Origin of the sequence: Haloarcula amylolytica (assembly GCF_049705545.1) — an archaeon.
GTDB classification, from domain to species: domain Archaea; phylum Halobacteriota; class Halobacteria; order Halobacteriales; family Haloarculaceae; genus Haloarcula; species Haloarcula amylolytica_B.
Window position 1 is genome coordinate 2,428,000 of the sequence record NZ_JBNAMU010000001.1, and the last position, 14,144, is coordinate 2,442,143.

Annotated in this window: 16 protein-coding genes and 1 pseudogene; 8 read left to right on the top strand and 9 right to left on the bottom strand. The window is 56.6% G+C overall.

The genetic code is table 11. From position 1 onward, the window contains the following. Nucleotides 1–624 precede the first annotated feature (624 nt). Nucleotides 625–1,371: an SDR family oxidoreductase gene (locus ACOZ4H_RS12675; protein WP_424329616.1), complete on the top strand. Its 747-nt coding sequence runs from the start codon at nt 625–627 to the stop codon at nt 1,369–1,371. Nucleotides 1,372–1,392: 21 nt separating this feature from the next. Then, complete coding sequence (locus tag ACOZ4H_RS12680; RefSeq protein WP_424329617.1) at nt 1,393–2,367, top strand: C-terminal binding protein; 975 nt, start codon at nt 1,393–1,395, stop codon at nt 2,365–2,367. A gap of 118 nt (nt 2,368–2,485) precedes the next feature. Here the strand turns inward: ACOZ4H_RS12680 and ACOZ4H_RS12685 are convergent, their stop codons facing one another. The 4 genes from ACOZ4H_RS12685 to ACOZ4H_RS12700 all read right to left on the bottom strand — a co-directional run bounded on the left by ACOZ4H_RS12685 (nt 2,486) and on the right by ACOZ4H_RS12700 (nt 5,657). Next, complete coding sequence (locus ACOZ4H_RS12685; RefSeq protein ID WP_424329618.1) at nt 2,486–2,887, bottom strand: winged helix-turn-helix transcriptional regulator; 402 nt, start codon at nt 2,885–2,887, stop codon at nt 2,486–2,488. Between the two features lie 235 nt (nt 2,888–3,122). After that, nucleotides 3,123–4,439, bottom strand: coding sequence for an MFS transporter (locus ACOZ4H_RS12690; protein WP_424329619.1), 1,317 nt, complete (start codon nt 4,437–4,439; stop codon nt 3,123–3,125). Between the two features lie 226 nt (nt 4,440–4,665). Beyond that, nucleotides 4,666–5,178 (bottom strand): hypothetical protein, encoded by a 513-nt coding sequence (locus ACOZ4H_RS12695; RefSeq protein ID WP_424329620.1) that lies wholly within the window; start codon nt 5,176–5,178, stop codon nt 4,666–4,668. Nucleotides 5,179–5,459: 281 nt separating this feature from the next. Next, the gene (locus tag ACOZ4H_RS12700) at nt 5,460–5,657 is read right to left on the bottom strand and encodes a hypothetical protein (protein WP_424329621.1); all 198 of its coding nucleotides are present in this window, start codon (nt 5,655–5,657) and stop codon (nt 5,460–5,462) included. 324 nt (nt 5,658–5,981) lie between these two features. Here ACOZ4H_RS12700 and ACOZ4H_RS12705 point away from each other — a divergent pair, with 324 nt between their 5' ends. The 3 genes from ACOZ4H_RS12705 to ACOZ4H_RS12715 all read left to right on the top strand — a co-directional run bounded on the left by ACOZ4H_RS12705 (nt 5,982) and on the right by ACOZ4H_RS12715 (nt 8,905). Next, nucleotides 5,982–6,200, top strand: coding sequence for a hypothetical protein (locus tag ACOZ4H_RS12705; RefSeq protein WP_424329622.1), 219 nt, complete (start codon nt 5,982–5,984; stop codon nt 6,198–6,200). A gap of 355 nt (nt 6,201–6,555) precedes the next feature. Continuing rightward, nucleotides 6,556–7,404 carry a hypothetical protein gene (locus ACOZ4H_RS12710; protein ID WP_424329623.1) on the top strand — a complete coding sequence of 283 codons (849 nt, stop codon included), beginning with the start codon at nt 6,556–6,558 and terminating at the stop codon, nt 7,402–7,404. A gap of 493 nt (nt 7,405–7,897) precedes the next feature. Beyond that, complete coding sequence (locus ACOZ4H_RS12715; protein ID WP_424329624.1) at nt 7,898–8,905, top strand: arsenic resistance protein; 1,008 nt, start codon at nt 7,898–7,900, stop codon at nt 8,903–8,905. Between the two features lie 495 nt (nt 8,906–9,400). Here the strand turns inward: ACOZ4H_RS12715 and ACOZ4H_RS12720 are convergent. After that, a pseudogene (locus ACOZ4H_RS12720) lies at nt 9,401–9,508 on the bottom strand (ArsR family transcriptional regulator); the annotation flags it as partial. A 53-nt stretch (nt 9,509–9,561) separates the two neighbouring features. On the opposite strand from ACOZ4H_RS12720, the gene ACOZ4H_RS12725 reads away from it, so the two are divergent. Continuing rightward, nucleotides 9,562–9,822, top strand: coding sequence for a hypothetical protein (locus ACOZ4H_RS12725; protein WP_424329625.1), 261 nt, complete (start codon nt 9,562–9,564; stop codon nt 9,820–9,822). 139 nt (nt 9,823–9,961) lie between these two features. Here the strand turns inward: ACOZ4H_RS12725 and ACOZ4H_RS12730 are convergent, their stop codons facing one another. After that, complete coding sequence (locus ACOZ4H_RS12730) at nt 9,962–10,822, bottom strand: lysostaphin resistance A-like protein (RefSeq protein WP_424329626.1); 861 nt, start codon at nt 10,820–10,822, stop codon at nt 9,962–9,964. A 66-nt stretch (nt 10,823–10,888) separates the two neighbouring features. After that, nucleotides 10,889–11,437: a DUF1684 domain-containing protein gene (locus ACOZ4H_RS12735; RefSeq protein ID WP_424329627.1), complete on the bottom strand. Its 549-nt coding sequence runs from the start codon at nt 11,435–11,437 to the stop codon at nt 10,889–10,891. A gap of 127 nt (nt 11,438–11,564) precedes the next feature. Here ACOZ4H_RS12735 and ACOZ4H_RS12740 point away from each other — a divergent pair, with 127 nt between their 5' ends. Beyond that, nucleotides 11,565–12,218 (top strand): DnaJ domain-containing protein, encoded by a 654-nt coding sequence (locus ACOZ4H_RS12740; RefSeq protein ID WP_424329628.1) that lies wholly within the window; start codon nt 11,565–11,567, stop codon nt 12,216–12,218. Nucleotides 12,219–12,291: 73 nt separating this feature from the next. Here the strand turns inward: ACOZ4H_RS12740 and ACOZ4H_RS12745 are convergent, their stop codons facing one another. Both ACOZ4H_RS12745 and ACOZ4H_RS12750 read right to left on the bottom strand, forming a co-directional pair. Beyond that, nucleotides 12,292–13,146: a UbiA family prenyltransferase gene (locus ACOZ4H_RS12745; RefSeq protein WP_424329629.1), complete on the bottom strand. Its 855-nt coding sequence runs from the start codon at nt 13,144–13,146 to the stop codon at nt 12,292–12,294. A 52-nt stretch (nt 13,147–13,198) separates the two neighbouring features. After that, on the bottom strand, nt 13,199–13,570 hold the full coding sequence (locus ACOZ4H_RS12750; protein ID WP_424329630.1) for a hypothetical protein: 372 nt from the start codon (nt 13,568–13,570) through the stop codon (nt 13,199–13,201). 163 nt (nt 13,571–13,733) lie between these two features. On the opposite strand from ACOZ4H_RS12750, the gene ACOZ4H_RS12755 reads away from it, so the two are divergent. Further along, complete coding sequence (locus tag ACOZ4H_RS12755; protein WP_424329631.1) at nt 13,734–14,129, top strand: OsmC family protein; 396 nt, start codon at nt 13,734–13,736, stop codon at nt 14,127–14,129. Nucleotides 14,130–14,144 lie beyond the last annotated feature (15 nt).

Below are 14,144 nucleotides of genomic sequence, written 5' to 3' on the forward strand. Positions count from 1 at the left end.
GACCCGGAGAACCCGGGCACGCGACATGACCGCGGTTCACACCGCATTCGGTCGCCATCACCGGCGACCCGCCAGACGGTTGCACCGTCTGGGCGTTCGGTGATTACGTCGTAATCACCCGCGCTCGCGGCTGACGCCGCTCGCGCATGTGGTCGTCCTTCGACGACCCGCCCGGCACGAGGGTTTGCCGGCTAACATGGCACACCGCCGAGGATGATGCCGGACGTTAGTGTTCCGGGCGTACATTTCGAGTATGCTATTAGAATAGTCTAAGAATAACATAAATCACTTCAGTCAGAGACTACCGTTGAATAGGATTCACCCGTAGTAGCCACTCTCCCTTGCCGAGTATCGGAAAATGCCGATGATAACGATCCAGGAATGAGGTCTGCCGGGATTACTGACATCTGTCAGCTTTCGATGACCGTGCAAGATACAAGGCGCATATTCAGCAATTCTGATTGGCTATCAGACTGACTCGCTGGTGTTCTTTCACGGAAACTGATTGAAACACTGTGTTGTGAGAGAGCTAACAAGGCAGTTTCTTTGAAGAAACCTGATTTCTTATTGGAATCTTTTCAATTTACCACCCCTCCCGACATAGAGTATACTGGAACAAGCACAATGACTGCACTCACTGATTCAGAAGCCGAGAATATGGAACAGAAGGTTGCGCTCATTACCGGTGCTTCATCTGGCATTGGGAAATCAACGGCCGAGAGACTTGCTCATGCGGGAGTGCGCGTCGCACTGGCCGCCAGGCGAGAAGACGAACTCAAAAAACTCGCGGACCGAATCGACTCCGAGGGTGGCGATGCACTCGTTGTTCCCACCGATGTTACCGACAGGAATGATGTACAAGAGACGGTTGATAAGATAGAAGATAGCTTCGGTCGTCTGGACATCCTCATTAACAGTGCTGGGATGATGGTACTCGATCAGGTTCAGGAGGCCAACATGAACGAATTTCAGCGGATGGTCGACGTGAATGTCATCGGATTGATGGAGGTCACCCAAGCAGTTCTGCCGATCATGCAGCGGCAAGAATCCGGTCACATAGTCAATATTTCGTCACTCGCTGGACGGAAGTCATTCCCTGGCGCCAGCGGCTATAGCGCTTCAAAGTATGCTGTCAATGGCTTCTCTGACGCACTCCGAGAGGAGTTCACTGGCGAGGAGACGGAGTATATCCGCGTGACGGATATCGAGCCTGGGTTTGTCGAGACTGAACTCTCAGAGGGACTTCCGCCGGAGTGGATGGAGACGCTTGATCCAGATGACGTTGCCCGGTCGATCAGATACGCAGTCAGCCAGCCGGCACATGTTGACGTCAACGAGATCCTCCTCAGACCAACTCAGATGGAACTGTAACGCGTTTCTCTGCTCAGACTCATGGAATATACAATTGTTCTCTGTGATAATAAGACCGTCAACAGGACCGATCAAGTCGATATTCTAGAAGCAGGCGGAGCTACCGTCGAAACACTCGATGAGAAGACAGAAGAAGCCGTTGCACAGGCCGTCCGTGGAGCACATGGCATCGTTGTTGACGCTGCCACACCCGTCACGAAACGCGTCATAGAGGGAAGCAAGACACTCCGAGTCGTCGGACGAGCCGGTATCGGCGTTGACAATATCGACGTAGAGGCGGCGATAGACCACGATGTCACCGTTGTGAACGTTCCGGACTACTCGCTTGATGAAGTCTCGAATCACGCTCTTGCATTGCTCTTGGCGTGTGTCCGAAACGTCCCCCAGTACGATCGCGCAGTGAAGACTGGAACGTGGGACTGGAGGACAGGTCAACCACTCAATCGGCTTTCAGATGGAACACTCGGACTCGCCGGATTCGGTGGTATCGCACGTCGACTTGCCACTAAACTTCAGTCCTTCGGCGTCGACGTGATCGCGACCGATCCCTACGTCGATGCGGCGACAATGCGTGATTATGACGTCAAAAAAGTCTCGTTCGATGAGTTGATTGAGCGGGTCGAATATCTCTCGATCCATGTTCCGCTCTACGAGAAGACGCGACACATGTTTTCGACTGCCGAATTCAAACGTCTCTCCGAGGAATGTATTCTTATCAACACCTCTCGTGGTTCTGTCATTGATGAGGCTGCTCTCAGAGAGGCGCTTGAAACTGGTCAAATTGCCCGGGTAGGACTCGATGTCTTGGAATTGGAGCCACCGGCCGTCGACAATCCATTACTCTACCGTGACGATGTCATCGTCACACCGCATGCAGCTTGGTACTCAGAAGAGAGCCAAGAGGACCTTTCCAAAGGAGTCGCAGAGGCTGTCACTGCTGTCCTCAGAGGTAACTCCTCTTATCGAGTCGTCAATCCCGAAACCCCGTGGGTATAGACATCTCCGTGCAAGAGCACCAGTTTCGGGAAAGTACGAGTGAGTTTGGAAGTGCACCAGATGGGCGATTGAAGATGGATTTATAACTGACCGTGTACTCGAGCGATCAATGCCGATCTTAGTCGTGGTCGACAATTGATTCCGTCTGGGACGCTGCTGGCTGGAAATTTTTCTGCGCCCACGTTTCCAGTGACTCGATGACGGGCTCGAGCGACTCTCCGCGTGGTGTGAGTGAATACTCGACTTCGACGGGCTTCTCGTTCACAACGCTTCGTTCGATCAGGTCCTTTTCTTCGAGATCTTCAAGGCTCGAGGAGAGAACTTTGTTTGTGATAGCACCGCCGATTTCCCGGGAGAGTTCATTGAACCGAAGCGTCTCATGTTTCAAAAGCCGGTCAATGATAACAGGATGCCACTTGTACCCGATGACATTCATTCCGGTTGTAACTGCGCACCACTCCTCCTGGGCAGACCACACCGGCAGCCGATCCATTTCGTTGGTCCCCGTTGATTCAACCATGACATGGGTACCGCCTCCAAGTTCAAAAGATTTCTCGAATTCCGACATTATTTGACCAAAATAATAAATAAGACATGGCTGCACAAGATTGTGTGGAAGATTCCGGAAACAATTCATATATGCTGCCACTTTTTCGAACTATATTTTTTAATCCATCCGTGGGTAGGCTTGAGTATATGTCGCAATCCATCTTTTAGATTCACAGTAAACGGCTTTAGACTGACTCCTCCCTGGCTCATGAAGTTGGAGAGCTTGATCCTTCCCTCACGGTAGTCTCCGTCTCGGGTGCTACCTCGCCGAACAGCCATATCGTTCCGCCGGCTGCAAGAAACAGGCCGCCAAGCGCCGCGATTGCCATGGTCGCTGTGGTCGAGTCGGCCATCATCCCGGCACCGAGCGCAAGTGGTGCCCGGAGCATCATGTAGAACATCGACACCACAGAGAGCAGCGTTGCCCGCCCGACCTCCTCGACGTGGTCGTTAATATACCCGTTGGCAATAGGCTGTACCAGTGGTTTCGCGGTTCGCATTGCCGCGAACGTCGGGAGCGCCAACAGTGCAACCCACAGCGGCATCAGAAATGCGACGGCCATTACGATCGGCACAATCAATAGGGCCTTACGAACGCCGATGCGGTCCTCAATTGTACCAGCATAGTAGCCGCCCGACGACGCTACTACGGTGAGGGCGGCGTACATCACGCCAAGACCGAGCGCCAAGCCAGCGCCCACTTCGCCCGAGCGCGCCGCCGCAGTCGCCCCACCTACGGGAATCGAGACGCCAAGCCCAGTGGCGTAGGGGCCTATTGTCTCGATCGACATCGGTTGGACATAGGTATGAGCGACACCAAGGACGGCATAAAACAACCCGAGGTATAGTACCAGTGACCGTAGCGGTGGCCGAGCCAGCTTGTCACGGACGACAAGAAGCGCTTCTAACGGGCCAAGCCGGTCGGGTCCAGTGTCATCGCGTTCAGCGTACTGGCGGTTCTTCGGCAGTGAGAGCAGAGTAAGGAAGCCTAGACTATTGAACAGGACTGCGGCGATAAAGGGGTACGTAGGTTCTAGTCCGTATAGCAAGCCGCCCGTGACCATCGATGCTGCTGCGATCCAGCTCTGCACTGCATCTCCTCGACCCCGAACATGACTGAATTGATCGGTTTCGAGGCGTTCCTCAAGGGTGTCATACAACCACGCGTCCATGCTCCCTGAACGGAACGTTAGCGCCAATGCCCACAGTGCATAGAGAAACATGTACCAAAGGAATCCCTCGGCGAGAATGAAGCCCGCCAGCGACCCGACAGTGAACAGCACACTGAGGAGGAGACTCGCGCGTCGCCCCAGCCTGTCACCGATGTAGCCTGTTGGCACCTCTCCGACGACCGACAGTACGGAGTACAGAGCCGATAGTGCCCCTACCTGAGTGAATGTCAAGGATCGTAGGAGAAACAAGGTGAAAATGGGTGTGATGAACCCCACCGACAATGTGGCTCTGTAGAGGTAATATCGGCGCACTAACGCACGGCCGGATGGAGGGCCGAACACAGTTGACATATTTTAACGACGGATTAAAAACTCGGTGAAACTAATTGATGTCTAGACGCCGATACGTGCTCATTCTAAGTGTTTTACTCGACAAATAGGAAGAAATGAAAAAGAATGGTATTCTGACTACACCCTCTATATCGGTCACACTAGTACTGAAAGATCATGAGTAATTCAAAACGTCGGTGCTGCATAGAGGGCGCGTAGTCAGAGATAGCTACTACGCGGAGTGTCGCTATGCCCGACCGTTCAGCGGGCAGATGAAGTAGTTGGGTGGGCCGAAGCCAGGGCGACCGAGACTGACATCAATGTAGTCTTTATCTAAGATATCGCCGTCGTTCCGCAGCGGTGCGTCGTGGTTGAACGCTTCAATATCGGTCACTTCTGCCGAAAAGTGTGTCCATTGACCACCGTTCCAGTCTCGGTCACCGGGTGCTGACTCGGAGACGAACGGTGAGAGTTGGTCTTCACTCGCATCGTCGTTAGCCACAATTGGCCCGCTCCCATCATGCAAGAAGTAGATTTTGTCTTCGGGATCGGGACGATCGTCCAGGACTTTCACAACGTTAGTCCGCCAGAGGTCGTCGTTCGCGTAGACGCGTCCAAACTCTTTCCCCCCACCGTTTTCATCTCCCTTCCCCGGGTTCGCCGCCGTTGATCCGGCTATAGACAGCCCAAGACCTGCAACGCCGATGGCTGCTCCTGTTCGAAGAACTTGTCGTCGTGTCGGTTTTTTGCGTTCGGTCATTGTGGTTTGAAGGCGTTCTCGGCCTCCAGAATTCACCACACAGAGGGGTAATAAGACGATTTTTCGAGATTTCCCCAGAGTTAGTCCAAACTTTCTTCCAACTCTCTGTAATTTTCCGATAACCATCGAAAAGGGTGATGAATGTACACTCTGAGTCTTGCACGCTGATTCTGACAGCCTCTAGAGACGTTGAATCGGACGTGCGAGATATAGCGTGCGTATGCAGTATCTGCTCAACCGTGAATGAGTTCAGTCGCAGTGCTCAGTGTAGGCAGAACGTATCATGTTTCGCACTTTGTACTCGCACCGAGTGCCAGTCCTATCGCTATCCCGAGACCCAGCCCGATAGACACCCCCAATGCGAGCGAGTCCAGCGCAAAACCCAGAGCCACCCCGAATGCTGGCCCGACAGCCATCCCGACAGCGAGATATGTTGGATCAATTGCGCCCTCGTCCTCGGACTCTGCCTCTGTGCTCATACGGATGCGTTCCTGTGAACTAGCAAATAAATTCTTCATTTGGCGTTGCCCGCTCATCTAGGAACTAAGTACGCAACGAAACCCAAAATACACACGAGTCTCGTGCTGCATTGACGCTCTATATTCAGCAGGCGACTCTTGACAGCATTCCGGTAGTTTGATCGAACGCTGCTGAATACAGCGCGCGAGTCGGTCAGGCACGGACCGGAGAGACAGCCGTGAGATCCCGCCCCGAACGATCCGAGGACGGAGCCTCGATACAGCGAGCGGATTTGTTCTGGTGGATCGACAATTATTTTATACGGTTTTGATTACACGGCGCGTATGGTTGAACCCACGATGCCGTTCGCCCTCCGCAACCTGAACACGGTCTTGCTCTCGCTGCTCGCCGGATTCCTCGCAGCAATCGTCGTCGGCCCAGTCGTGTACGTCGTAGGGACGTCTCTCGGATATACGTTCACGATAGGGACGCTGCTGGCCAAGGTTCTGTTCAGTTGCCTCGCCGTCTCGACTGCGTTCTTTCATTTCGGTAGAGATAGCTAGCTGCCCTACTCGTTGTCATAGGTGGGCCGTTCACCGATGGCTCGTGTTGAATATGTCCACAGTGCCGCATGGAACGTCACATATCCACAGACTATCGCTGACAGTGTTCGGCGGAGGCTCACTGGCCGTATTGAATACACGCTCTATATTCAGCAGGCGATTCTTGACAGCATTCCGGTAGTTTGATCGAACGCTGCTGAATACAGCGCGCATATCTTGCACTGAGACATCTCGAAATATCCGCTGTTCGGATCGGTCAATACAGAGCCAAAACAGGGTAGCCGGAGAGGGGGATGATGAGAGTGAAGTAGAAAGAGACCACTAAGCACTTATCGCTCTATTGAGACTCTGTGCTATGGATCGTCGCCGATTTCTTGCGCTATCTGGACTTTGTCTCACCGGGGTAGCAGGTTGCACCGCCGTAAACGATCAACAACAGACGACCGCTGTTCCGACTACTTCACCAGAATATGATCTGGATATTGAGTTTAGTGGGCTTCAATCGGGTGTCGTAGAACTCTTCGAAGACGCCTATGAGCTAAGTTCAAACCCTGGCTCTCAATATCTCTTTTTGAACGTTTCAGTAACTTCGGGTCTCAGACCAGCAGTAGAAGACATCATTTTCCGCTTCGATGGTGAGGCATATTCACCGAAGACAGAGTGGGATTATCCACCACTTCATCGAGGCGAAGATTCGGTCGGAGAGTTTCCTGATTCGGTCGGTGATGAGCGATATAGAAGCGACGATGATCGTGATGGGTGGCTCGTGTTTGAGTTGCCAGAACGGGGCGACGCGAGTGAGGCGGCCCTCTCCTGGCCGGGTGGGAAGTGGAAACCGGACGAGTCGGTTCAAGATCGACTTGCTAACCCACTCCCAGATTTCAGCCTCGAAGCATGGACTGTCCCGGAGACCATCTCCTCCACGGCGCGCCCCGAATTTGAGATATCCGCCCGAAATGAAGGAGCTGAACCCGGGCAATTCTGGGGGGCTATTGATCGTGATGGGTGGACAACCGATCGCACAGTCACACTCGTGACACAGCGGATTCCACCGGGAGAAACCGAGTCATGGCGAGTTACGGGCAGAAGTTCCCAAATCCCGCCCGAAGATATGAGTGGTGAGAACGAAGAGGTGACGATCAGCTACACCTTGCTCTGGGAGGGGGAAAATCAGTCGCAGTCTACTCGTGTGACGTATGAATGACAGTACGGATTTCGTTCCCCACGATTGCCACACGAATCGTGGACGCAGTGCTAAGATTAGAAATGTATATGAATAGTATGTATTTCAGACAATAGCTACCGTTGAGGTCGGCCCTTTCGTAGTAGCCGCGCTTCCTACCGAGTTTCGGGAACAGTCGATGGTGACGAGCGTTGAGTGGGATCTGCCGGGAGTACTGACATGTTCCAGCTTTCGATGACCCTGCTGAATATAGAGTGCGTATCTCGCACGGAGTCATTTTCAGGCAGACAAAGTACGCAGTATAGACCAACAGCTGAATGTTCAACGCAACCACAGACGTATTAGGTAAGTGCCGCAGATTGGTTTCGATAACAAAAATCCGCTTGCTTTTCAGACGCAGACCTCTCATATAAACTATAATCAGAAATGTATCTGCTCACCGCCACGCGAGGTTGGATACCTCTACGACTGCTTGTTTCTCCTAATTTAGACGCCGGGGTGCAGTAGTACAGCTATGCGTGGGCTCTCGAAACGGTGGATTCAGCACAATCAGGTTGCGTTGTACGCCGTCGCCGTCTTGTTCGCTATCGGTCTCGGGCTCGGCGTCCCAGGTGCGAGTTCGGTCTTGGAACCGCTGATCAACCCTGTTCTTGCAGTCTTATTGTATGTAACGTTCTTAGAGATCCCGTTCGTTCGCATACGCAGAGCGTTCCGGAACGGGCGGTTCATGGGGGCGGCTCTCGGGATGAACTTCGTCGTCGTCCCGGTTGTCGTGTTCGGTCTCACGCGGTTCCTGCCGCAGGAACCAGCGCTCCTCGTCGGAGCGTTCATGGTGTTGTTGACGCCGTGTATAGACTACGTTATCACATTCACAGAACTCGGTGGGGGCGACTCCGAACAGATTACCGCCGCGACACCCGCGCTAATGCTGATTCAACTCGTATTGCTACCGCTGTATCTCTGGCTGTTCATGGGTCAGCAGGTCGCCGAATTCATCGGGGCCGGCCCATTCATCGAGGCGTTCGTCGTGATCATTGCAATCCCCCTCTCACTCGCGTGGGCGACGGAATACTTCGCAGAGCGTTCTACCCGCGGCGAAATGTGGCAAGATGCGATGGGGTGGCTCCCGGTGCCGATGATGGGCGTAACGCTGTTCGTTATCATCGCCTCGCAGCTCCCTCGGGTACAGGATTCAATCGGGCAGGTCGCGTCTGTCGTCCCGATATACGTGGCATTTCTGATCATCATGCCGCTCCTTGGACGGCTCGCGGCTGGAATCCTCGGAATGGACGTTGGAGAAAGCCGCTCGCTGGTGTTCACATCGGTGACACGGAATTCGCTTGTGGTCCTTCCCCTGGCACTCGCGCTGCCATCGGGCTACTCGCTCGCTCCAGCGGTCGTCGTAACCCAAACAATCGTCGAACTGTCGGGCATGGTGATTCTCACGCGGGTCGTGCCGAGTAAGCTTGTGCCCGATACCGCTGGTCAATCTCTCAGTTTGGACGGCGTGCAAGGCGGTTAAATCAGTCTACTGCTCTCCTTCACGATAGTCATCAAGTGTTCGCTACCGACACCTACCGAACGGGTGTTTCAGAACCAAGGATGTAAACAGAATAGCGACTGCTTGCTTAAAACAACCTCTGTAGTCCGCTCGTCTCATTTGCTGTGGATGTCCAATAGAGCCACCTCACTATGTGCCGATTTCACTTTCACCGAGCCTACTAGTAGATACTGGCCAGATAGTGTTCCAAGCGCACATTTGAATATGCTATTAGAACCATCCCAAAATAATATCGCCCACAGCAAACCCATGTTCTCATTGAGATGGGTTATCCAGCAGTAAGCCGCTTTCTCGCCGTATGTATCGGGAAGCAGTCGATGGTGGCGAGCCTGGCATGGGGGGTGCCGGGAGCGTCGATATCTGTCAGGTTGGATGTCCGTGCTGGATGCAGCGCGCGAATACAGCACGCCCTGCCCTCTCAATTTACCATCATACGTCTTGGTCTATCTTCGTGGGTCATGCGGGCTCTCCGTCTTGATGTGCTCGGACGAACGCCCGTCTAAGGACTGTCAACAGCACGTACGTCTCGTATTTTTGGGTTCGACAGTGCTCACAGGGTTGCATCGCAGGAAGACGGCTTTGGTGGCCTCGCCGGCGGTTACGGTAATCGACAGAACATGCTGACGTTCGATGCGTTCGACCCCGACAGTGCTGACCCGGCGTTCCGGTTCCGCCGGGACGACACTGACGAAACCGCCGAGGTGACCTACCACGTCGGCGACGTTCCGGATGGCGGGCCAGCTCTGGGTAATCTCCAGCAGCTCATCGACGGGACGGCCAGCGAGAAAGACCGCGAGCGGTTCGCAGAAGTCTGGCACGGCCGCGTCCGAGCCGTCCTGTCGGATGCTTCTCTCTTCACCGTGACGACCGTCAAATAGTACATTCGGATAAAGCGATTCGGGTACAGAGTCTCTCTATTCAGCAGGCTGATCTACTGACGACTTGAGATGCGGCTTGTATCCTTCTCGAACCGGACTCTGCCACTCTCGACGGATGTTACGGTTTTATCCGCAGCGTTCAGAACCCGCCGATACTGAGAGCGCCCGCAGCGGACGAAAGCTCGCTGCTGTATTTCACGCTGACGTACAGGCCGGTAAACAGCGTCGCGTTGTACGCGCCGTGGATGAGTGACGGGACGACGATGTTGTCCGTGTACTCGTAGGTTGCACCGAGGATGAGGGCCGGGATGAGGAGGGCGCTCACCGAGACGAGCTTTCCGGTGACCGACCCCCCGCTAAGGGCGGGGTAGTGGATGCCGGCGAAGATGACGCTCGCGATGGCGACGCCCGCGATCGGACCGAAGTAGTCCCGGATGCGGCCCTGAACGACACCGCGGAACAGCAGTTCCTCGCCCGGACCGATGAGGAGGAACGAGGCGGGGATCAGCAGGAGGAGGACCTCGGGGTTCTCCATCCCGATCTCCGCCGCCTGGTTCGCCGCCGGTTCGATCCCGAACATCGAGACGAGCATCGTGATGATGACGGCCACTACCACGAGCCCACCCATTGCGCTGGCGTACCCCAGCACGACGATACCGACTTCCCGGAGGCTCGGCACAGAAATGCCGATAGTGAACGCACCGGTGTCTGGCGTATAGGAGAACAGGTCACGGAGTTTCGCTCTGATTACCGGCCTGAGTTTGATGTACGTGAATGCGATGAGCGGGCAGCCGATTCCCTGGACCGTTATCAGCCCCAGCACGAGCGTCTGTACTGTCGTTATCTGGATTCCTGCACCGAAAGACAGGGCACCAGCAACGATGAGCAGCAGTATCGAGCCAAACCCGAGCCCTATCACACCCAACAGAAGCGCCGAGAAAAGCGTGAACCCGTACTGGAAGGCCTGCAGGACCGGACGGTCGCGGGTCGCCGTAGCCATACACCGCTTTGGTCGTGGCGATGTGTAAACAATTCGTTTGGTACCGTGACTGCCGACGACTGCATCTCAGTCGATCCGTTCCCCGGCGGTCACTGCGGTATCGAGCCAGTTCGACTCCGGCGGGAGCGGACAGGAGAAGGTGTCGCTGTAGGCACAGAACGGCGAGTACGCGAGGTTGAAATCCAGCGTGATCTCGTCGCCGTCGGCCAGGTCGCGGTCGGGTTCCAGTTCCATGTATCGACCGCCGTCGTAGCTCTGCTGGCCGGTGGTCTTGTCCCGGAACGGAACAAAGAGCGTCCGGGACTCGTCCGCAGCCTGCCGGAACGCGTGCAGTTCGCGGGACTCGCCGTCGAGGTCGAACGACAGCGTCGCGACGTGGAGGTAGCGCACCGTTCGGTCGTCGCTCGTCTCCAGGTCGACCGACTCCGGCGACTCGTGGACAGTAACAGTCGCTTCGACCCGGTACTCGGGGTCCGGGTCGAAGTAGCTGAGTCCGTCGAAGTCGTCGCGGTCTTCCGGCGGAATCGGGGATTGGCGGTGCTCCGCGAAGAACCGGTCTTTCTCGTCCCGATTCGCTTGCAACTGTGTCTCCCAGTCTTCGGTGTCTTCGTCCATACAGAGACGGTGGCGACCACGAAGTTTCAGTCCGGCGACTCGGTGACAGCCGAGCGATATCGCGGCGTGAGGGAGTGAATACTTTATTATACACCTAGTTCGACTGGATAAATACACAGGGGTGTGTATGGAAGCGACGTTCTACGGTATTCTGGGGGTGGACCCAGATGCCACCGAAGAGACGATAGTCCGCGCCTACCGGGAACAGACGAAAGCGCATCACCCGGACGTGAGTGACGACCCCGCCGCGGGAGAACGGTTCAAGCGACTCACGCGGGCGAAAGACGTGCTCACAGACGAGGCCGAGCGAGAGCGATATGACCGGCTCGGCCACGCCGCATACGTCAACAGATACGTCGGCGCGGACGGAGGGACAGCCACAGGCGGTGTCAGTGACATCGCACAGCAGTACGTCGACCAACGGGCTGACACAGGTACCGCGGGCGAGGCGACAGCGGAAGCGACACGGCGGCCCACCCAGACCCGCGGGGGACGCACGGGCTACGGGACTGCCGCGGAGTACTACAAGCCCGGCCAGCGAGTCCGGCCGACACAGTCGTCGGGAGTCGAGACGCTGCTCGATTCACTCCGCCGTGTCGGACCGTGGCTGTTCGTCCATCTGGCACTGCTGGTCTGTACTATCATTGCCGCTGTACTGCTCGCAGTCGGTGTCCTCACTGGGGACCTCTCTCCGGTCATCGCCGGTGTCATGGCTGTCTCGATGGTGACGATCTCGCTGGTCGTCTCAGCGACCCACGTCCTCACACACATTTCAGGCTGACCGACAAGGGGTGGTTCGAGCGGGAGCAATATCGGACAGCCAGCGAACAAGCGACTGGCAGAACACCACAGCCTCACGCTAGCGGTCGGAACCAGACGGCGGTAACGAGGACGGCTAACAGGAGATACGATCCGCGAATCAGCAGCATCGTCGCGGTTTCGGGGTCGCCTCGCTGAGCGATGGCCGCAACCGTCCCGAAGACGAGCGCAGCCGCCGCGGCGCTCGGCGGGATGCCGGGCAAGGCCACCGATAGCCCGACGATTCCGAGAAGGCCCGCGCCGAACAGGCCGAGCGCAAGCCGCCGGGCACGTTGGTGGCCCAGTACGACGGCGACAGTCCGTTTCTGTATCGACCGGTCGTAGTCGTAGTCCTGCTCGTCGTCGATGATCTTGATGCCGGTCAGCAACAGGAGGAACACGGCCGCGAGACCGACCGCGCGGGGCGTCAGCGTCGTCACCTGGGCGTAGTAGCCGCCCAGTAGCGCCAGCGCGATACCCGTCGGATAGCCCATCGTCGCGCCGACGGGATTCATATCCAGTTGCGGCGCGTGGGTGTAGCCGATGACCCAGGTCGGAATCGTCAGCAGCGCCGCGCCGGGACCGACCAGTAGCCAGATGGCCGCCGTACAGATCGCGAAGCCGACCCCGGCACCGATCAGCGCCATGCGACAGCCCGAACCAGTGAGCGGGTGGTCGTCGTCCTCGCCGCGGACGTGGAAATCGACGTAACCGTCCTTGACGTGAGCCGTGTAGACGGCGAAAAACATCGCACCCGCGTGGAGCGCGGCCACCGGCGGCCAGAACCCGCCGGAGAGCAACCCACCGAACAGCGAGGTCGCGAGCGGCGGCAGCATAAACACCGGATGGACCTGCGAAGCGAGGGCACTCACGGCCGCGAACGGACCGGTTTCGTGTCGGGCGACTGCCATACGAACTCAAGGCACGGCTGTGGGAAAAATCCCCATCCGCGTTGTTTCGGTACTATCGCCAGTTCGACCGGTCCAGCACGAACTCCGAGATGTGCGAGGCCAGTTCTCTGGCAGCCCGTTCGGTGCCCGCGTGGAGTTCGCCGGACACCGGACCGGCCTCGCCGCCGACGCCCTCAGTCTCGGAAATCGGGTCCGTCGTCGTCGGGTACGGTCGGCGGGACCGGACCCGGTCCCGAAGCGACTGAACGGTGGCGTCCGAGAGCTCATAGGACAAGTGTTGAAGATCGTACCGGACGATGAATCCCCGGGTCGCGTCCCGAACAGCGAGGACTGGGTGCCCCCGGTCCAGACAGCGCTCCCAGATCTCGCGCTGGTGTTCCCGCGTGGCGTACACCGGCACGTTCGACGGGGCGAGGTGTTCCATTGCTCGCTCGTAGGGACTGGAGGTGTATTATCTTTCGGCAGTGGCCAGCCAGCCGTTCTGTCCGCGGTATCTCTGCGTCACGCTGATACCCGTGTTCGGCATTCATGAGCTGAAGTGCCACGCAGGAAACGTTTAGAGGGAGGGCTGTGACCACAACACTGCTATGGCAGATATCGAAGTCGAAAGCACTTGCGAGGAAGGATACACAGTAGAGAGCATCATCAACGGCGAATGGGAGCTCATCGTCGACGCGCTGAGCGAGAACGGACCGTCGCCGAACGAAGTGCTGGCCGCCGACTACGCCTCATGTTACATCCCGGCGCTGCGCGTCGCCGCAGACAAGTACGGGCACGAGGACATCGGCACCGTCGACGTCGAGGTCGCCGCAGGGCTCGATGAGGACGACGACCTGGAGTACATCGATTTCCACGTCGAGGTCGAGGAATCACTTGCCGACGAGGAGCAGGACATCGTGGAACTCGCCGAGGACATCTGTCACGTCCATTCGGCGCTGCAAGACGAACTTCACGCCGAGATCACCATCGAGTCCGGCGTCTAGACGCAGTAGCGCGGC